The 20,017-nt window shown below is 50.4% G+C and carries 14 protein-coding genes; 1 reads left to right on the plus strand and 13 read right to left on the minus strand.

The window, feature by feature from the left end; all coding sequences use genetic code 11:
* The first annotated feature begins 65 nt into the window (after positions 1-65).
* Positions 66-1,331 carry a TolB family protein gene (locus PAE68_RS22265; RefSeq protein ID WP_281890657.1) on the plus strand — a complete coding sequence of 422 codons (1,266 nt, stop codon included), beginning with the start codon at positions 66-68 and terminating at the stop codon, positions 1,329-1,331.
* A 101-nt stretch (positions 1,332-1,432) separates the two neighbouring features.
* Here PAE68_RS22265 and PAE68_RS22270 read toward each other — a convergent pair whose 3' ends face one another.
* The 13 genes from PAE68_RS22270 to PAE68_RS22330 form a co-directional block, all read right to left on the minus strand.
* Positions 1,433-2,461: a Gfo/Idh/MocA family protein gene (locus tag PAE68_RS22270; protein WP_281890659.1), complete on the minus strand. Its 1,029-nt coding sequence runs from the start codon at positions 2,459-2,461 to the stop codon at positions 1,433-1,435.
* 4 nt (positions 2,462-2,465) lie between these two features.
* Positions 2,466-3,563: an isocitrate/isopropylmalate dehydrogenase family protein gene (locus tag PAE68_RS22275; protein ID WP_281890661.1), complete on the minus strand. Its 1,098-nt coding sequence runs from the start codon at positions 3,561-3,563 to the stop codon at positions 2,466-2,468.
* 13 nt (positions 3,564-3,576) lie between these two features.
* A complete protein-coding gene (locus PAE68_RS22280) occupies positions 3,577-4,332 on the minus strand; it encodes an amidohydrolase family protein (protein ID WP_281890663.1) in 756 nt (251 codons plus the stop codon).
* Positions 4,333-4,347: 15 nt separating this feature from the next.
* Positions 4,348-5,133 (minus strand): fumarylacetoacetate hydrolase family protein, encoded by a 786-nt coding sequence (locus PAE68_RS22285; RefSeq protein ID WP_281890664.1) that lies wholly within the window; start codon positions 5,131-5,133, stop codon positions 4,348-4,350.
* Positions 5,134-5,175: 42 nt separating this feature from the next.
* Positions 5,176-7,302: a GH39 family glycosyl hydrolase gene (locus PAE68_RS22290; protein ID WP_281890665.1), complete on the minus strand. Its 2,127-nt coding sequence runs from the start codon at positions 7,300-7,302 to the stop codon at positions 5,176-5,178.
* A gap of 362 nt (positions 7,303-7,664) precedes the next feature.
* A complete protein-coding gene (locus PAE68_RS22295; protein WP_281890667.1) occupies positions 7,665-8,786 on the minus strand; it encodes a glycoside hydrolase family 88 protein in 1,122 nt (373 codons plus the stop codon).
* 32 nt (positions 8,787-8,818) lie between these two features.
* On the minus strand, positions 8,819-9,700 hold the full coding sequence (locus PAE68_RS22300; protein WP_281890669.1) for a carbohydrate ABC transporter permease: 882 nt from the start codon (positions 9,698-9,700) through the stop codon (positions 8,819-8,821).
* A 14-nt stretch (positions 9,701-9,714) separates the two neighbouring features.
* Complete coding sequence (locus PAE68_RS22305; protein ID WP_281890670.1) at positions 9,715-10,617, minus strand: ABC transporter permease; 903 nt, start codon at positions 10,615-10,617, stop codon at positions 9,715-9,717.
* A gap of 148 nt (positions 10,618-10,765) precedes the next feature.
* Entirely contained in the window at positions 10,766-12,397 is a 1,632-nt protein-coding gene (locus PAE68_RS22310; protein ID WP_397379287.1) for a type 2 periplasmic-binding domain-containing protein, read from the minus strand.
* A gap of 225 nt (positions 12,398-12,622) precedes the next feature.
* Complete coding sequence (locus tag PAE68_RS22315; RefSeq protein WP_281891191.1) at positions 12,623-14,041, minus strand: BNR repeat-containing protein; 1,419 nt, start codon at positions 14,039-14,041, stop codon at positions 12,623-12,625.
* 242 nt (positions 14,042-14,283) lie between these two features.
* Positions 14,284-15,666 (minus strand): helix-turn-helix domain-containing protein, encoded by a 1,383-nt coding sequence (locus PAE68_RS22320; protein ID WP_281890673.1) that lies wholly within the window; start codon positions 15,664-15,666, stop codon positions 14,284-14,286.
* A 41-nt stretch (positions 15,667-15,707) separates the two neighbouring features.
* Positions 15,708-18,095: a helix-turn-helix domain-containing protein gene (locus PAE68_RS22325; protein ID WP_281890675.1), complete on the minus strand. Its 2,388-nt coding sequence runs from the start codon at positions 18,093-18,095 to the stop codon at positions 15,708-15,710.
* Between the two features lie 26 nt (positions 18,096-18,121).
* Entirely contained in the window at positions 18,122-19,714 is a 1,593-nt protein-coding gene (locus tag PAE68_RS22330; protein WP_281890677.1) for a sulfatase family protein, read from the minus strand.
* Positions 19,715-20,017 lie beyond the last annotated feature (303 nt).

Raw genomic sequence — 20,017 nt, forward strand, 5'->3', positions numbered from 1 at the left:
ATACTTTATGCGCGAACTGCGTTACTATTTATATAGAGATATACGATATAGAGGAGTGACTTACTATGGAAATCAGCAAGCAATTCCCACGATACACAGACTATGAGCCCCGTGTTCCAGTATGGTGCATAACACCCCATACACCCGGATGCTTCCATCGCTTCTTCGATACATCACCCGTCAGTCCATCCGGCCGCTACGTCGCGCTGCTGCAGCTCCCGCAGGAGCATCGACTCCCGGAGCCCGGAGAAGCTGCCAGCATTGTTCTTGTCGATCTGCATACCGCGGAGGAACGAATTATCGCCCATACGTGCGGTTGGGAGACACAATTAGGCGCTAATCTGAACTGGGGACCCGACGATCATTCGATCTATTATAACGATGTCGATACAACGACATGGGAGGCCCAATGCGTACAGCTCAACCCGCATACCGGAGAGAAGCGGATCATGAACGGCAGTATATACAGAATATCTCCAGATGGTAGAACGATTATAGCCTCCTGTCCAAAAAGGATGCGTCGTACTCAGTATGGCTATGGAGTCGTTGTACCGGAGGAACACATCCCGCGTAACTACGGCTTTCGTGAAGACGACGGCTTGTATGCAATCGATACGGCGACCGGCGAACGCAGACTGCTCGTATCGATCAAGGATGTATTCGACCGCGCTACACCTGCCATTGATCGATCGTTGTACGAGCATGGCGAATGCTACGGCTTCCATTGCAAGTTCAACCCGCAGGGCGATCGCATTCTCTTCACCATGAGATGGTTTCACACGGACCGCGAACAACCTTGGAACATGATTACAGAGGGCTTGAAGTTCTGGGTCGTCACCATGAATACCGATGGGAGCGATATTCGTGTCGCTGTAGGTCCGGAGCAATGGAGTAAGGGCGGACACCACATTAACTGGTTCCCAGACGGACATAGACTCTCCATGAATCTGTGCCTTGATGGCGACAAGCAGCTGTATCTGGTTCAAGTCAATGCCGATGGAACACAGCTGAGCAAGATCATCGATGGGATTCCAGGCTCCGGCCACCCAACCGTTCATCCGAATGGTAAGCATATCGTGACTGATACCTACGAGCAGGAGAAGGTAGCCTTCGGTGACGGCACGGTTCCTCTACGATTCATCGACCTGCAATCAGGGAGCGAAGAGACGATTGTGCGAGTCAATGTGGCCAACCCCGGAACGCAGGCTACCTATGCGCTGCGCGTTGACCCTCACCCTGCCTGGACACCAGACGATAAGCATCTCGTATTCAATGGCTACGTAGGGGGAACCCGCCGCGTATTCATCGCTGACTTATCCGGTCTCGTATAAGAGAAGCAGGTGGTACGTAAGCCTCCTACAATACAAGCTGCCCCGTAGAAGGGGCAGCTTGTATGCTTCAATCTCGGACCATGGGTGTTCCGTGGCGTTAGCTAGTTATTTGCAGCGGCATTCAGATGAACAACCTGATTCGTAGACGCCGACTCATAACAGGCATACACCGCTCTGACGGAGGCCAAATAATCAGTGCCGCTCGTTTCGAAGGGGCTTCCCTCCTGCAGAGCATCGACAAAGTGCTGCTGTGTGGCAATCGTACAGCCGCCCTTCCAGCCTTTAGTCGGAATGACGTACTCATGCTTTCTCTCGATCCCGCCACGAGGTGTGTAGTAGATCGATCCGTCTCCTTCCAGGCGCAGCTTACCCTCGGTTCCCTCCATCGTCATGTATCCATAGGTCGGGCAACGCACCTGCTCCATATATGTGACTCGATTAGCATCATAGAGTCCGACCGCTCCACCTCTAAAATTCATATGGATGACTGCCAGATCCTCCCCCTGAATAACAGGATTCAGAGTCCGCACTTGACAATACAGACTGTCAATCTCTCCGAGCAGGTAACGGTACGTATCGATGTAATGAACACCTGTTTCGAAGATGAGAAATTGCTTCATCTCCTTGAAGTACGGCTGTACAGGGTATGGATTGTCTCCCCAGCCGTCTCCCGGCCGCATCGCCATGTAGGCGGAATAGACATGGCCCAGCATTCCGGCATCCATCATCGCCTTCATCTCCCGGTACCAAGCCTGCCAACGCCAATTCTCGTTAATCATCAAGGGTACGCCGCGTTGCTCACAGTACGCGACAAGTGCCTCACCCTCCTGCAAGGTAGGGGCAAGCGGCTTCTGACACAGGACGGGAAGCCCCAGGTCAGCTGTTAATCGGGTGTAATGGTAATGAGAATCCGGTGGTGTACATATGTCCACGAAATCGGGCTGCATCTCTCGGATCGCCGTATCCCAATCATCGAACGCCCGTATGCCGTATAGATCTGCGAGCTGCTGGGCATTCTCCATCGTAAGACTCAGCACAGCTGTAATTCGCGCGCCCTGTACCTCCTGCCATGCCTCAAGCTGAATATGGGCGAAGTGCCCCGCTCCAACGATGATGCCTGTAAGTGGCATATCGCTACACCCCGCTTTGCAAGGCGGCAGCTACCGCATCGCCTACCTGGGTCGTAGAGGAGGTACCGCCAATGTCAGCCGTGCGAATGTCCTTCTGACGTAATACCGTTCTGACCGCAGCATCAATACCTCGGGCCGCTTCCTTCAACACCGGATCGTGATGACGATCAGCCAGCCAGTCCAGCATCATCGAGCCCGACAATATCGTAGCGATCGGATTGGCTACATTCCTTCCCGCAATCGTGGGAGCCGAGCCATGAGAAGGCTGGAACAACGCGTGCTCATCACCGATATCCCCCGAGGGTGCCATACCGAGACCTCCGATCGTGGCCGAGGAGAGGTCGGAGATGATGTCAGCGAACATATTCTCCGCAACGACCACATCGTAGTGGTGAGGGCTTAGCACCTGATACAGCGTCATCGCGTCCACATAAGCATAGTCTTTGGATATTGCAGGATACTGCTCCGCCACCTCATCATACACACTCCGGAAATAGGCATACGAGCTGAGAACATTCGCCTTGTCGACACAGGTGACGATCGACTTGCCATCGGTCGGTCGTCCCGAACGCTTCTGGGCGAGCTCGAAGGCGAACCTCGTAATCTTGGTCACGCCCGTCCTCGTCATAATAATCGTATCGGTTGCGACCTCGCCGCGAACGTTGCAGCCTCCTGTGCGGGAGGCGTAGAGCCCTTCTACATTTTCACGAACGATGACATAATCGATGCCCTTGGAGACATCGCGCAGAGGGCTGGTGACCCCTTCATACAGCGTAACCGGTCGAACACCTGCGTACAGGTCAAGGCCGAACCGGAGACGGAAGATGACATCTCCATTCACCTCGCGACCGTCCGGATGTCTCGCCTCCGGCAGACCTATTGCCCCCATCAGTATAGCGTCAGCTTGCTTGCACACCTCATACTGATCGTCAGGCATCGTGACTCCGGTACGCAGGAATCTCTCGGCACCGCAGTCCAACGATTCATAGTTGAGCGTAAAGCCGTATTGACTCTGTGCTGCGTCCAATACCTTCAGCGCCTCTGCCGTTACCTCTGGTCCAATGCCATCGCCCGGTAGTACGGCAATATGGTAGTTGCTCATTAAGGTTGACCCCCTAGATGTTAAATATTCGTTGCGGATTCGTCACAAGAATACGCTCGAGGTCGGCATCCGACAGCCCGATCGATTGATACTTCACTAATTCGACCGGCAGGTTGCTGAGATGATCGGAGCCCATAATGATGCGTTCAGCACCTATGGCGCTGATCATCTTCACAACGGTGTAGGTCGGACACCAGGAAGGCTCGAGTATGATGTTGTCGCAATACTTCGCTGCCACGACTGCTTCATCCGTATACACGGCAAAGCCGGCATGGGCCAGCACGAAGGTAACGTCCGGGTACCTCTTGGCCGCGTCGATCAGAAGCGAAGGCAAGGAGAACGGATTGCCGATGCCGGTATGCACCAGAACAGGGACCCGGTATGCGGATGCCGTCTCATAGATTTTCTCGCAGCCTGCGGAGAGTGGAGAGATGTTGTGTCCGAGCGGATGCAGCTTCAGTGCAACGAAGCCATACTGCTCCATGCAGACAGCGGCCTCCGCCCGATACGCCTCCTCACTCAGCCAAGGATCGATGCTGGCCATCCCATATATGCGGCCGGGGTATTGCAGGCTCATCTCGTGAATCGCCTTATGAACGTCGGGTATCGATTCCAGTGTCGGCTGCGGCATGACCAGACTGGTATGAATTCCGTAGCCGTCCATCGCTTGAATGATCGCTTCGGGTGTTGTACCTACGCCGGAGAAGCGCGAAACGCCCAAATGCACATGAGTGTCAATCACTCCCGGACGCTTGCTGTGTATGGTCATATCCGAAGTCTCCTCTCAACTAAGCCGATCGTCTGTACCAAGAGCTGCTTGATTCACAAGCTCACCGATGCCCTCTACGCTGCACTTGATCGTATCCCCACGTCTGAACAGGTCCGCTCCTGCAGGCGCTCCAGAGAGAATGACATCCCCCGGATGCAGCGGCATCAGCTTCGTCAAGTAAGCAATGATGTCCGGAATCGATTCAATCATCCGCTCTGTACCGCTGCATTGCTTCAATTCGCCGTTCAGCTCGGAACGGATGACAGTACGCGTCAGGTCCAGCTCCGTCTCGATGTAAGGACCAAGCGGCGTGAAGGTCGGGAATACTTTGGACAAGGTCCAGTTCCCATTGGGATGAAAATACGAGGTCGCAGTGACGTCATTCGCGATCGTATAGCCGAACACGTAATCCAGCGCTTGCTCGGCTGTAACCCGGTAAGCCGATTTACCGATAACGACTGCGATCTCGGCTTCAAACTTAATTTCCGTAAGATCATCAGGAATGATCAACTGCTCGTTCGGTCCTACTACGGTCGAAGGCGGCTTGAAGAAGAAGGTGGGCATCTGCTGCCCAGCCTCCGGCTTAGCCTCACCTTGTGCTACATAGTTCAAGCCGATCCCGATGATCTGATTAGGTATGAGGGGAGCACCCAGCTTCACATGCTCCAGTGGATAGACGTCATCCGTGGGCAGCCACTGTCCCAGTATGCTTCCCTCTACGACCCGCAGCTTTCCTTCTTCTTCAAGTATTCCGAATTTCCACTGGCTTTCGTTGCCAACGCGAAAACGGGCGAATTTCATATACGATTGCTCCTTATCCGTTGGGCACGCTATACACCCAGCTTATTTCATGCGCTGTTGAATGAATGCGGCATCTCTTGTTAGGAGCTGTGACGCAGCAGGTTCAATGCCTTTGCCGTTCTGGGCAGCCACTTGATGAATGAACGAACCGAGGATATTGCCAGATGTCTTCTGCTGCCCCCTATCCAGAGCTGCTTGAGCAGATGTGAGCTTACTCATTAGACTGTTCATAAGGCTCGCTTCGATATGTCCCTGATCCGCTTCACGTTGAACATGCTTCATTAAGGTCGGGATATCGGTTGTTAGATGAAACGGTATCGTTGCCGTAGACTCATTGCCTGCATGGTCGACTGCAGTAAGATGCAAGGAATGCTCGCCAAGAGGCAGCGTCCACAGTGGCAATGGTTCATCATGCTCGAATGGCACCTCATTCACTGTAGCTGTGACATTGGCCACACCACTCATCGCGTCCGACGCCTGGATCGTTAACACCTCAGAGCTAAGCACAGTTTCGTTGGGCGCTATAGAAGCATGAATCACAGGCGGTTCCTGATCTACTGTCTCCAGGGAAAGCACCATGACAGAATCAGAGGTCGTGTTTACTGTCATTTCGTAGTAGCTTCCCTTGTCAACGAGCGCCCCTGTGTAGTTTTTCAGAGTCAAGGAATCCTTCATCATGGCTACATACGCATCATAATTGCTCGTAATCACCTGATTGGCTTCCGCGGTTTCTCCCCCCATACGAACAGGGTCGGAGATCACACCTGGCTTTTGCGCCTTGGGCTGAAGCGTTCCCGCGTTGTGCATATCGGTTTTCAACCGCTGATACACATCCGTCTCATCGGATAAGAGTGTATACGTAATCTTCGATTGATCGGACAAGCCCGGAGCAATATGCTTCGGAATATATACGGTGACATCTCCTGTAACCTTATTCGTTCTGTTCATATTGAAGGAGGACACCATCAGCAGATTCATTCCGCTATTTGCACCGAAGAAGCCTACTGCCTTATACTTCTGGGTTGCCGTATCGGTATGCTCAGGAATGCGCGTATGCAGCTCATAGGTCTGCGCCCCATTGGCATAGTCGAATATACTGAACAGCCAATATAGCGACGACAGGAAGGTGTACTTATTATTGTCAATATATACATCCTCGGTAGTGTTCCAATGATAGACCTGCTTCAGCCCCATCTCTAACAGGTTCATCAAAAAGTGAAAGTTGCCCGCTGCCCCTCTTGCTCCTTGCTCTCTAGTCGCAAGTCCAAATTCATTACTCCAGAACCAACCGTATTCATGTATTTCTAAGGGCAGATTACTCCCGTTTGCTGCGGCATCCTTTACCATCTGCACGGAATTTTTCAACTTCATCGCTTCGAGATCCGGGTCTTTGCTGGCCCCGCCCGCATATGTAGAAGCTGCGATCCAGTCGAACTTAAGACCCTTCTCCTTCGCGTAGGCGGCTACACTGGACATATGTCCACCAAAGTCCCCAAAGCCGTTATATGCACCAAAGCCAGCGCCTGGAAGCACTTTCATAACTCCCTTTGCTGTAGCTTCATAGAAGGCAAGGTACTGTTCAAGTGTCCCGGTAAATCTCTTATGATCATTCCCTTCTGTTGCGACTCGGAATGACCAAGTATTCACCAGCTCATAGCCATATAATCGCACGAGCTCCCGACACATCGCTTCGATGAAGTCTTCCCACTCCTGCAAATCCTTAGGAGGCGCATTCTGCCCGTACTGAGCGACACCTGGAGCTTCCGGGAAGGCATACGGTACGTTGTCAATCACGATACGTGGCTGGGTATAGCCGCTTTGAATATACGGATCGATCCTAATTTTCACATAGTTTTGGTCGTCCGGTACCCCTTCACCGAATCTGTACCGTATGTTTCCGGCTTCATCCCTGTAGGCCAGGTCATACTGCGACACCCCTTCAACACCTAGGTTTGTGCCGTAATAATTTTTCCCAGCCGGGTTCCATCCTCCCAAGAATCGTACAATGTTCAGATGATCGCCAAATATCGCTTCCATCTCGTATGGCCGGTTGATATATCTGAAGGTCACATCATCATCACTTGCAAACGTCTTGAATTCCCGAAGAGGGGCGCCAAGGTTCTCGCCAAGCGCCGGGTGATATCTCCAAAACGGGCTCAGTGTACCCAAATGGTGCTTGACTTCTGCGGGATGATTGTTGGAGGCTCCTTGCTCGGAGGCTACCGCAACTGACCAAGACCCCACTCCTGAACACAGCAGCGTGAAAGCTAGTAGTAGAGCACATGCTACCCTTACTAATCTCAACCTCATACACCGTCCTTCATCTATCGTCTATTTAGCTAAGCTCTTGCCCCCAGCTATGGCTTAACTATACTGACAGGCGCCCCATTCCGTAAATATCCGCTTTCGTTGCCGTAATCGAATGATTCAGCGCGCTACATAATCAGCCTTCCGCATAGCAAAACCCGCATCCTTGGACAGATACGGGTTATAATCGTATACGCGGGGCGTTCTCGCGAGCAGAGCGATCCTTACCAGAACAGCTCTGTATTCCCCCTTAATTTAGACAAGGCTTCTGTGAAGAAATAATCGCCATAAATAATCGGCGTGTTGATCCCGATGCCTGCAGGGTAATGGGAGGTGCCCTTCACGAGCAATGCTTCCTCCTCCGAATCCCATGCTCCATAATGCTCATAGAGCGACTTCACGATCCGCTCCGCCCACTCGAGGTACGTCCGCTTCTCCGATTCATCCACAAGCCTGCTGATCTCGATCAGCCCGCTCGCCGCGCAAGCCGCCGCTGTCGAGTCTCTCGGCATATCAGCCTCTATCGGCGCACGCAAATCCCAGTAAGGGACACAATCCTCTGGCAGACTGGCGATGAAGTAGTGCGCAGCCTTCTTCGCCGCCTGCAAATATCTGAGCTCGCCTGTATACCGATAGGACAAGGCGAAGCCATGAATCGCCCAGGATGCACCTCTGGACCAAGCTGAGTCTGGCGAATACCCCTGTCCGCCCATCGCGCCAACTCGTTCCCCCGTGTCCGGGTCAAAGCAGACGATATGATGCACAGAGCCGTCATCACGAAGATGCTCCTTCAGTACGGTATCTGCGTGGGCGATCGCGATGTGCTTGAACCTCGGGTCACCTGTCGTTTCAGATGCCCAATATAGAATAGGAAGATTCATCATGCAATCGATAATGACCCATCCTCTGTTGTCTCTGCCACCACCCTGCTTACTATTCCAAGCACGGATGAAGTTGCCTTTGATATTGAAGCGACCTGCCATATGGCTTGCCGCAATAAGCGCTCTTCGCTTGGATTCCTCATGATGAAGCAGCTTGTATTGCGCTACAGACGTTAAGCTCCACACGAAGCCTACATCATGATGCAGGTCATAGAAGCCATTCAATACGTGATCCAGGTCATTTTCGATAGCGATGGCAATATCCTTCAGCTGCTCATCCTTCGTCTCTCTATAGATGAGCCACAGCATCCCCGGCCAGAAGCCCTTGGTCCAGAAGCTGTTGTTGTTATCATAGACTCCGTTGCTGGAGAGGTGCGGATACGACACACCTATTCGCTTACTCGTCCTGCCCACCTTCTCCACGACCTGATTCCAGGCCTGGTCCATCCAATCCTTATGACTCATGTATGCCTCTCTCCTTCATCCGCACCGATTTACTATCCTTTCAAAGAACCAACCATGACACCCTTTACGAAAAATCTTTGCAAGTATGGATATACCATCAAGATCGGCAGGGTGGAAACCATGATGGTCGCATATTTGATCGTTTCACCAATCTGGAACAGGTCCGAGTTGGAGCCATTGGAGGACATGCTTTCTGTCGAATTGGAGATCAATATTTCCCGAATGACCAGCTGCAATGGATACAGATCTCTGTCCTTAATGAAAATAGAGGAATAGAACCAGCCGTTCCATTTGTCTACCGCGTAATACAGTGTCATAACGGCCATAATGGGTAACGATAACGGAAGAATGATGCGGAACAGGATGACCCAATGGCTTGCACCGTCCATCTTCGCCGCTTCCTCAAGACTGTCCGGTATCGATTGGAACGAAGTACGCATAATAATTAGATTGAACGTATTGATAGCAAACGGAATGATCGGCGCCCACAGCGTATCCAGCAGACCTACACCCTTTACAACGAGATAGAAGGGAACCAGACCGCCGTTAAAGAACATCGTGATGACGATGAAGATCATGAAGGGCTTATTCAGCATCACATTTTTACGTGACAACACATAAGCTCCAAGCGCTGTCATGAACAAGTTCAAAATAATACCGAACACAATGATAAACAACGTATTTCGGTAACCGGTCAAGATCGCTTTATTCGCGAATACACTTTTGTACGCCTCGAAGTTAATGCCCACAGGTCTCCACAAAATCCCTTGGTGGGCTACGATATACGACGCGTCGCTGATCGAAGCGAACGCTACATACACAAGAGGGTACAACGTAATGACGACCAGCATCGACAATACGACATAGATACATGCATCGAACAGACGCTCTAGCTTAGAGGTTTTTATTTTCAAGGCGCTTCCCTCCCCTACCACAGACTATTTTCGCTGAATTTCTTACTCAGACGGTTGGCTACTACTAAGAGGATCAGATTGATCACTGAATTGAAGAGTCCGACCGCTGCACTGAAGCTCCAGCCGAATTCGAGCAAGCCCTTCCGATAGACGAATGAAGAGATGACGTCGGCTGTATCATAGATGGCAGGGTTATAGAGCAAAATAATTTTCTCAAAGCCTACACCGAGCAGATGCCCGACGCGCAGAATAAGCATAACGACGATGGTCGGGATAATTCCAGGTATAGCGACACTCCATATTTGCCTGAACCTGCCTGCACCGTCGATGCGAGCAGCCTCGAATTGCTCCTGGTCCACATTCATCAGAGCAGCTAAGTAAATAATGGATTCCCAGCCTACCTTCTGCCAGATCTCCGATACAATATAGATGGTTCGGAACAGCTCCGGCTTCTGAAGCATCGCCTGTCCGTCTCCGCCCAATTGCGTAACGAAGCTGTTAATTAATCCGCCGCTGTTCGTAAAGTCCTTGATCATCCCGCATATGACGATAAGTGATATAAAGTGGGGCATATACGTAACGGACTGAACGATCGACCGAAACCGCTTATGTCTCACTTCATTAATTAATATCGCAAGTATAATAGGGGCTGGAAACTCAAAGCAGATCGAATATAAGCTGAGCACCAGCGTGTTCTTCAGAATACGCCAGAAGTAGTAGCTCTCGAAGAACGATTGAAATTGAGCCAAACCAACCCATTCACTCCCGAATACCCCTTTAATCGGAGAATACTCCTTGAAGGCAATAATGGCTCCGTACATAGGGCCGTACTGGAATATGATGTAGTAAGCAAGCACCGGGAGCATCATTACATACAGATACTTGTTTAGTACCAAATCCTTCATTAATCGCTTCATATACAACTGCCTGCTCGTCATGGGATTACCAGCGCTTTGTGGGGAAGCTACCTGCCTCATACAATCACCCCTCTTTTACTTGATGGCTCTTTCTCATAATCAGGTGGCGGCCTAGGCTGTCATCACGCTAAGCCGCCACCCGTGTACATTAGCGCTTATTGTAGCGCTCCAGTGCTGCGTTTTGGATCTCAAGCGCTCTTTCGAACTTCAACGTTTTAAGCTTCTCCATGTAGCTGTCGTAGCTCGATACAGGCTCGCTTCCGAGAATGATCTTCAAGGTCATTTCATTGACCAGCGTCTCTACATCGGTCATAATTTTCGCGAATTCCGTGCTTTCCTCAGGCGTCGGCGAGATCGGTGGCAGCTTCGTCTTGGCCGCTTCGGTCTTCCAGACCTTAACCGAATCCTTCTGGGCCGGCAGTACATTATATTGCTCGCTATAACGCTTATCTTGCACGAACGGACCGAAGTAATTGCCACGAATATGCAAGGACATCGCTTGAGCAGGAGCCAATTTATCCGGATTTTTCATCAGCAGATCCGTATAGGTCGGGTATCCATTCTCCATCTTGTAGCTGACGCCTTCAACGCCGAAGTTGAAGAACATTCGCCCTGCATCGCTGTAGCCGTAATCCAGCATTTTAACCGCAAGCTCCGCATTTTTGGACGTAGACGTAATCGCTGCAGTACCATTAAGTCCGAACGGGTTATCCCGATGCCCGAACTTAGGCGTGTCTCCTTTTTTCAATACAGGATACGGAGCCGGCACGAGTACGGCCTTAGGGTCCTTGGCCTTGAGCAGAGGTGTCCATTTACCAAGCTGTGCCCCCGCATTACCGATCGATGCACCTGTTGCGCCGCTCGTAATATTCGCATCTAACGTTTTGTTGTCTGTGGTGGCGATGTTCTTATCGAGAAGCCCCTCGGCATACCATTTGCTGAACGTCGCAAGGAACTCCTTGTACTGCGGCTGGGCAGGACCGTACTTCACCTGACCGTTATCCAGGTAGAACCCTTGGTTAATGCCGAATGCTCCGATGAAGGCCCCGTTCCCCAGATTGTACAATCTGCCATCACTGAAGAAGGAGAATGGTGCAGCAGCGCCCTTCTTTTCCTTGAACGCTTTCAAGACGGTATACCATTCATCAATCGTTGTCGGCATCTCGAGGCCCAGCTCATCCAGCCAGTCCTTGCGCACGATCGGCCCCTGGAATACTAATAAGGACTCATCTCCGCGAATAAATGGAAACCCATAATAGCTTCCTTTATCCGTCTTGACCATGCGGTCGATTTCCGGATTTTCCTTCAAATACTTCTTTAAATTCGGAGCATGCTTATCAATCAAATCGTTCAGCTTCAAAATATATCCATCCTGCATCGCTTTCTCAGGACCGCCCGGGAAGTTCATCCAGGAAAACTCAATAACATCCGGCAGCTCTCCAGAGGCGAGCATGACGTTGAGAGCCTCTCTCTCTTGGCCCATCGCAGGAGAGACGAACTTCAGATTCACACCGGTCTGTTTTTGCCATTCCTGGAAGAAGGGCACCTCATCTAAGGAGGATTTGATTCCAGCGAGATTGCTGTTGATGGCAGCCCAGTACACGAGCTTTTTATCCGTTTGGATCGGATAGGTTGTCGGACCGCTTGGGGTTGAGGACTCCTGACCTGGAGTCGCCTCCTCGTTTCCCTTTGAACACGCCACCGTCAAGCTGCTTAGAATCATCACTGCTGCGATTCCTGTAACCAACGCTTTTTTCTGTTTCTTTTTCACTGTACCCATCAACCTCCCGTTTATACGATCAGAGTGTTTAACGACTCCACACCGCAAGTATAAGGGACGATATTTACGAGCGTATATGGACAGTTTGGGGAATCCGATGTGCAAAATCTGAAATGAAGCATGCAATTCCCGAGTCTCCATCAGCAAAAAACGCTCACGACATTGACGGTAAGAAATATACCGACAAAAATGCGTGAGCGCCTATATCTTAGATCAATTTACCCATTAATTCCCTGTCTGAAAATCATACTCATGAATCTCGCTTGTCGCTCCTGCCGTTGCAGGCTTCTCTTGAACAAATGCCGAGATAATCCCGTCCTGCTTCCAACGCAGATAATCAACAGATGGTGCTACACTATCCATGCTGACATTGTTATAAATGACTCCCCAGTCTGACCAGTTGGTAGCCTCCGTAGCCGCAGCAATTCGGAAGCGGTCTCCTTGACTGAAAATCATGTAGGCGTTGTAGTTGTTATCGACTAATATGGAGGACCGACTGCCTAACGGCACAGAGCCCATCACATTTTTATGCCACACTTTATCCGTCCCGCGCCAGTAGTGTGTGTACTTAGCATCGGCTCTTGCAGAGCTCCAGTCCGCATAATTCGGATTGCCCTCAGGAGCATGAGACGTTATGACATGCACGCGACCCTTATTATCGACATACGTGTACCCATGATTCAGCAAGCCGTGATTCTGGTTGATCGTCCACACCTTCAATCCGGAGGTCGTAATGCTCATCGGATTGCTGCCTACTGTCGCGACAGTAGCTCCGCTGTTGTTTTTCCACGTAACACCATAATCTTCGCTGTACGCGAACATAATATCGTGGTTGCTCATCGCATCAGGTGTCTCACGCCAAGCCCACGTTAAGTATAGCTTGTTGTTGTAATATTGTGGACGGTCGAGATACGCGTTACGGTCTGTAGATCCATTGTAAGTACCCGACTTGGAGATGATGACGCCATTCTTCGTCCACGCGTGAGTCGTGTTCCCATTGTACGTGTACAGAATCGTATCCCCGTTACCCGAGCCGCCATCTCTGCGGATGAATTGAAGGTTACCGTTCGGCACGTCAATGAATCGAGGATACGTGACCTTCGTTTCCGTCTGCCCTGGGATTAATTGAGACTTGACGGGACCGAACAAATTGGTGCTCCAGGCCACCGTATCCGGATTGTTCGCTACCCCCTGCTGAGACACTCTGTAGTGCAAATCGTTAGCATGATGGTCAAAGGCCAAGTGAATGGTACCATCCGCTCTGCTTATGCCGATCACCGCCGTATTATGTGTATCCGTGGATGTAAACTCGTAATCCGTGAATGTAATGACACTCCACCCCGACTTGGGAGAGAGCTTGCGTCTTGCCACATTGACGTAGCTTTTTCCATTACTCTCCTTGCTGTAATACACCGCATACTGATAGTTATTATGGCTTACCATCATATCCTGCGCATGTATGGCACTGTTTGGATTTAATCCGAATTTGCCTGTTGCAAAATTGTGTCCCTGGGAATCAATAATTTGATCATTGATTTTGGTCACACTTACGCCCGTTACAGCGTGTGCCGTGTCACTTGAATAGAGAAAGACAGACAAGACCATGGCCATCACCAGCACAATAGCTATCCCATTTTTCATCATCACTTAGCAAGCCTCCCACATTTTTTTTATCCAGTCCCCATACCACTAGATGCATGATTCAGCTCCTTAATCGTTCACTGCTCCCCTCCTTTACCTAGACCAATTGTAGCAAGCTCACTTAAGTCCCACATTATTGCTACAATCCCAGATTATCACTTGTTTGGCTGGGAAATAAATAATCACTTCGACGATTATGCGAGCGCGATCAACGCTCAGATCAATGATTACTGCAGCAACATAGGCTAACTCGTGATCTTCCGCTCGCTGCTGCTGTTCCGGTGTCTGTATTCGCCTGGAGTCATACCGACCACTCGTTTAAACGTGCGAATAAAGTTTTGCGAATTATTGTACTGGAGCTCTTCGGCAATTTCGGATATTTTCAGGTATGTCGAGCTTAATAGCTCCTTTGCCTTTTCCATTCGGTATGTAAGGACGTAGTCTGAGAAATTGCAGCCCATCGCTTCTTTGAACAAATGACTGAACTCCGAATTCGATACCGATAGCCTTCCTGCTACAAGCGGCTGAGATAAATCCTCGTTGTAATGGTCATGTATATAGTCCAATGCTCGTTGCACGATATCCAAGTGTTGTCGGTTATAACGATCAGACATAACATTCACGACCTTCGGATACACCTCGTTCTCCAGCCAATGGATCATATGGTGCAAGGAACGGAGCTCCGTCAATTTGCAATACAGATTATATCCGAATAACGAGGCTGCTTTCTTCGAGTCCGCTTCGTGAGCGATCTTCAATGCTCCGGCAATCAGCTGCATAAAGCCCTGTATCGTGAGCTGATAGTTTAGATGCCCCGTACGCTGCAGCAAATGGTCATAGAGCAACTTCAAATGCTCCCGAGCCTGCCCGAGGTTAGCCAGCTTTAGAGCGGCGGTAATATGTTTGTCAGCCTCCATAAAGACATCATAATCGCCGGCATTCGTATTCAGTCGCTCGATGAACAACACCTTGCCGCCGCCTTCCACGAGCTGGTATTGCAGAGCCTCCTGCGCTTCTTGATACGAAGCATGGATGTTATGAAGCCCTTGGTGAGCTCGGCCGACACCAAGAGTAATCATGATGCTCAATGCTTGCTCCACAGCCGCTCGTATTTCCTCCGCAAGCAGGAGCATATTCGATTGAATGTGCTCCACGGATTGAGAGGCCGTACCGGACTCGCATACTGCTAATAGCTGAGTACCCTTCACTCGGAATACCCACCCTTCAGCCGTCCGGTGCATGATTTCAGAGCTTATATTGATGACAGCATATGTGAATAAATATACGTCCTTGTTCGTCTGTCCTCGAATGCCACGGAGCTCCATACACATCACCGTGTAATAGGAGCAGGTTGAAGCCATGCCGTAATAGGCTGCCTGCTCTGACAGGTGGTCCAGATCTTGCTCATGATGAAGTAAGCTTTGAATAAAGCTCTGCTTCAGCAGAGGCATCGAGGACTTGAATTGCTGCTCCAGCGTATCGTTCCTCACCTGCAAGGCGTGAATGTCATGCCCATGCAGCATGAATTCATCCTGTCTGGCGTATCGATACGATAGCACGAGCGCCGCGACAAGGCTGACAATAATCATTACACCGGCAGATAGTGATACGGTCATCGAGCTCATCATCGGACTAGCTCACAAGAGGTGGTCTACACCTTGTACTGGCCTCATAAGTCATCCTCGCTCCTCCTGTCGCATGACCGCCCAAGCGAATCTCTGTATTTCCCCGGAGTCACTCCCTCATACTTCTTGAAGGCTCTTATGAAGGTCGTCGCTTCCGAGTAGCCGACCTGCATCCCTACCTCCTTAATTCCAAGCTGCTGCTCTTCGATCAGCCTTTTCGCTTGCTGAATTCGGTATTTATTAATATACTCGAGTATCCCTTCTCCCGTACGCTGCTTGAACAGCTTCGACACGTAGGTCGGACTCATCTCTACCACTTCACCGATCATCGATACATTCAAGTTGATATTGCTGTAATTTCTCTCGATATAGGTGACCACCTCCATGACGAGACCTTGCACAGCCCTCTGACGATTGTCTGCAATCTGTCCTTCACGTCTTGAGAATGTAGCCCGGCATATCGTATTGACTGTATCAATAAGCTGCTCCTTCATCTCCTGAATCGTTGCACTGTTCATCATTTGTTCGATCGTGCTCGTTGCACTCAAGCTTGATTGTTCCTCATCATCCATCTCGTTAATCGTCTTGACTAACGTACTTGCCAGATCGAACATCAGACATTTAACCAAGGGAAGGGATAGTAACGGGTTGCTGCAGTTCTGATCGATAATATCGTTCAGCGTGCTTACAGCCAGCTCCGAGTTGCCTGTCTTCACAGCATTAATAAGCTTCTGCTCAACGGATAGCGGATAATGATACGTCTTATGCTGCTCCATGTGAGGCTCCGAGCGGATCTGATCATACGTAATGATCTCTCTGCGTCCCATCACCAGCTTATAGTCCATTGCGTCTAAGGCGTTCAGATACGCTTGATGGATTCCGGACAGGGAGCGATGTATCGAGCTGATCGATATGGTCATATGAATCTGATACGAGCGGTGCAAGAAGGTCTGTGCTTCCTGCGCAATACGCATCAATTCCTCCATTCTCCGATCTTCTGAGGATTGCGAGAAATTCACTAGGCACGCTAGCATATCCTCGCTTTCGACCACATATCCAGTATGCTTCTGCCTTACCAATTCCTCCACAACATTCGACACAATAAATTGAAGCATTTGCTGCTGCTCATACGGCTGCATCCAGTCGATTTTATTGTAGAACTCCTCTGTTTCCTCAATGAGAAATAGCATCACCGCAAAGTCATCGCTTCTGAAGCTTATATCATACGTAGTCATGGCGTCTTCCACCTGCACCTTGGAGTCCGGCTTCCCCTTAAGAAGACGGGTGACCGCATGGGAGCGAAGCACATGACGGCTCTGCTTCATATGGACCAGCATATCGTCCATCGTCCGATACGTCTGGTTCAGGCTCTGTTCAATGAATGCAAACTCGTTGCCTACACGCTGTGACGAAGGATGGACCGCATTCTCTGTCACCTTCTGCAGCAGACGACGAATCGGACCGTAGTTGCGTCTCAGAAGCAGCAGCGCCAAGATGATGCCCACGACTAGACTGATCACGAAGCTCGCGTAGGTCAGATTACGAACCTTCTCCGCCTTCTCCCACAGCAATCGACTAGGAACCATCGTAATGTATGTGCTCTTAGTCAGAGCTGACTTCGTGTAGAACACCTCGTAGCTCTGCCCCTCGACCTCCAAGCTGACATAACCGGAGTCTGCAGACAACTGCTCCAGCTTTAGATTGTCTAAGAACGTATTGGATGTGCTGTCACTCGATAGTAAGATCTCGTGATGGTTATTAACGATGAATACGTTCCCTTCATTCAACAATTGAACCTTCCGAATCGCCTGAACAAATCGGGACTGGTCGATCATCACCACACTCATACCGATCGACCGACCAGCCTTTGACCCCAAAAAGCTCTGCAAATAAGCGATGGCTGCCTCGCCGTTCGATCTCTGAACAGCTGTAAAGCCCTGCAACGGACCTTGATTCATCAAGGAGGTCCATTCCTCATAAGAGAATGCTTCGTTCTGATGCTCGAACTGATAAGCCATCCGCGACTCATTAACAACACCTGGAAATATGACCATCTGAGGAGCTGTGAGGTATATATAGAACTGGTCAATTTCGAAGTACGACGATTTATATCGTGCTAATTGCTGCGCAACCAGGAAGGAATCATAGCTGAAGCTCTTCTGGGCTACGTCTTGATGATTGTAGCTCAGCATATTCTGCACATTATGATCCCAAGTGATCTGGTAGCTTAACCGCTTCATACTCTCCAGCTGATTATCCACCACTTCCTGCAGCTGCATAAGTAACGACGAGTAAGCCTTCTGTGTTTCGTGAGTAAGCGATTTGGAAAACTGCTGATACACAAAAAGACTAACTACAATCGGCAGCAAGAGCACGATCAAGTATGAGAAAAACCATGTTAGAATCACACTTTGCTTGCGCGTTCTTCTCATGAACCAGCCTCTCCTCCTCTAGCAGACTATACGAATTGCAGCGTTGTCTCGGCACTCTCGATATATCCGATGCGAATGGCTCTAGCTCGTATTTGGGTAGCACCCTCCGGTACACGGATGGGTCCGGTGTACAAGCTCCACCCCGTATCTCCATCATCATGGAGCTTATAGGCGATCGATGCCCCTTGCGTACTGCAATGCAGTTGAAGTAGTGCGGGTCTAGGAATAGTCCCTTCCTCCAACGCATGTGATGCACTGCTTCCCGCATCGATTCGAATGAACCGCGGCTTCGCTGTGTGGGGCTGCAGACCGTTCGGCCACATCTGTGCAACCATCTCCGTCTCCGGCACCTCGCCGAAACGATCATAGGCTGCTCGCCATTGCTCCAGAGCTTCCCTCATTCGATGGAGCTCCTCGGTGTATTCCGGCAGGTGTGCCAGGTTGGCTTGCTCATAGGGATCTAGCTCACAATCGTACAGCTCTTCGACGGGACGGCCTGAACCAAAGAAGCGAGCAGCTGTCCCTTCTAATTTCCCTTCCTCCAGCAGCCGCCACAATTCCATCTGAATCGGATGTTGATTGAGATATGGAATCCACAGCTGATAAGACAGATTGGGTTCATAGTTACGAATATACTTGTATCTCTTGTCGCGAACGGCCCTCACCATATCGTACGATTCATCGTACCGATCACGCGTAGCAAATACGTACGATCTCTTGTTCGGATTGTCGCTAAGAAAATGACGTCCCTGTAGATGAGCAGGAGGACGAGCATCTGCAAGATGCAACACGGTCGGGGCCAAATCCACCAAGCTCACCAACTGGTCATCCACTGTACCGGGGAGTATGTGGCCTGGCCAGCGAACAATGAGCGGCACCCGAATACCGGCGTCATACGTCCACCGCTTCGCCCGGGGAAGACCTTCACCATGATCACTCCACAGCATCACTACCGTATTGTCCGACAAGCCATCCTCCTCCAGCTGCTGCAGGATCGCACCTACGTAGGCATCCGCTTCGGCTATATTGTCGTAATGACGTGCCACCGCTTCACGAGCCTTTAACGTATCAGGCAAGTACGGAGGGAGCACGACCTCAGCAGGCTTCGTCTTTAGCTCCTCGTCTTCCTTCGGCCACATCTTGCTCTCATGGGTGACAGTCGTATTAAACACGGCAAAAAACGGCTGATCCGCACTCCGATTTCTCCAATGTCCTTCCGGTCCGCATTCGTCCCAAGCCGTTATTGGCGGCTTGAACTGATAATCCGTCTTGACATTGTTCGTACAGTAGTAGCCCTGTGCCCGCAAATATTCAGTAAACACCTTAACATAAGGAGGCGGCACGATCTCATAAGGCGTAGGAAGCTCCGGTGTGTCCAGATTCGTATGAGTCGTTCGCATATGGTGTCCACCAATAGATGTAGCATACATCCCTGTCACGACTGCGCACCGACTCGGCGCACACACCCCCGCTGTTGCAAACGTATTCGGATAGCGGCACCCTTCTCTAGCAAGCCTGTCAATGTTAGGGGTCCTGGCAACAGGATCCCCGTAGCAACCAAACCGTGGACTCGTATCCTCTAGCGATATCCACAATATGTTTAATCGACCTTGATTCATCTCATTGCACCTCAACCTTGTTAGCGAAAATGGTATCACTTCGTGTGCTGCCAACGAACACAGCGTCTTCATCTACTTCAAAAATTCCTTGTATCCCTCCGCAAAAATACAGCGCTTACATGATTCTCCGTCACTTATAAACGAGCATGGGTAAATCCATCCTCACCTACACCGAATTATAGGGACTGATCGTTGGCATGAACATAATCTTCCCCTGATGCTTGGCCTTCTCGCCGCGCAACCTCCTTCTCAGGAGATTGCGCGGCGATAGCCAGTACGTCTCTAGCTGCCTTGCCTACTTTG

The sequence above is a fragment of the Paenibacillus sp. YYML68 genome (assembly GCF_027923405.1).
Lineage (GTDB): Bacteria > Bacillota > Bacilli > Paenibacillales > NBRC-103111 > Paenibacillus_G.

What these genes read in the sequence shown, in the direction of transcription:
- PAE68_RS22315 (WP_281891191.1), bottom strand. Translation starts at nt 14,041, where the DNA reads ATGATGAAAAATGGGATAGCTATTGTGCTGGTGATGGCCATGGTCTTG.
- PAE68_RS22295 (WP_281890667.1), bottom strand. Translation starts at nt 8,786, where the DNA reads ATGAGTCATAAGGATTGGATGGACCAGGCCTGGAATCAGGTCGTGGAG.
- PAE68_RS22330 (WP_281890677.1), bottom strand. Translation starts at nt 19,714, where the DNA reads ATGAATCAAGGTCGATTAAACATATTGTGGATATCGCTAGAGGATACG.
- PAE68_RS22325 (WP_281890675.1), bottom strand. Translation starts at nt 18,095, where the DNA reads ATGAGAAGAACGCGCAAGCAAAGTGTGATTCTAACATGGTTTTTCTCA.
- PAE68_RS22310 (WP_397379287.1), bottom strand. Translation starts at nt 12,397, where the DNA reads ATGGGTACAGTGAAAAAGAAACAGAAAAAAGCGTTGGTTACAGGAATC.
- PAE68_RS22305 (WP_281890670.1), bottom strand. Translation starts at nt 10,617, where the DNA reads ATGAAGCGATTAATGAAGGATTTGGTACTAAACAAGTATCTGTATGTA.
- PAE68_RS22265 (WP_281890657.1), top strand. Translation starts at nt 66, where the DNA reads ATGGAAATCAGCAAGCAATTCCCACGATACACAGACTATGAGCCCCGT.
- PAE68_RS22280 (WP_281890663.1), bottom strand. Translation starts at nt 4,332, where the DNA reads ATGACCATACACAGCAAGCGTCCGGGAGTGATTGACACTCATGTGCAT.
- PAE68_RS22320 (WP_281890673.1), bottom strand. Translation starts at nt 15,666, where the DNA reads ATGATGAGCTCGATGACCGTATCACTATCTGCCGGTGTAATGATTATT.
- PAE68_RS22270 (WP_281890659.1), bottom strand. Translation starts at nt 2,461, where the DNA reads ATGCCACTTACAGGCATCATCGTTGGAGCGGGGCACTTCGCCCATATT.
- PAE68_RS22275 (WP_281890661.1), bottom strand. Translation starts at nt 3,563, where the DNA reads ATGAGCAACTACCATATTGCCGTACTACCGGGCGATGGCATTGGACCA.
- PAE68_RS22285 (WP_281890664.1), bottom strand. Translation starts at nt 5,133, where the DNA reads ATGAAATTCGCCCGTTTTCGCGTTGGCAACGAAAGCCAGTGGAAATTC.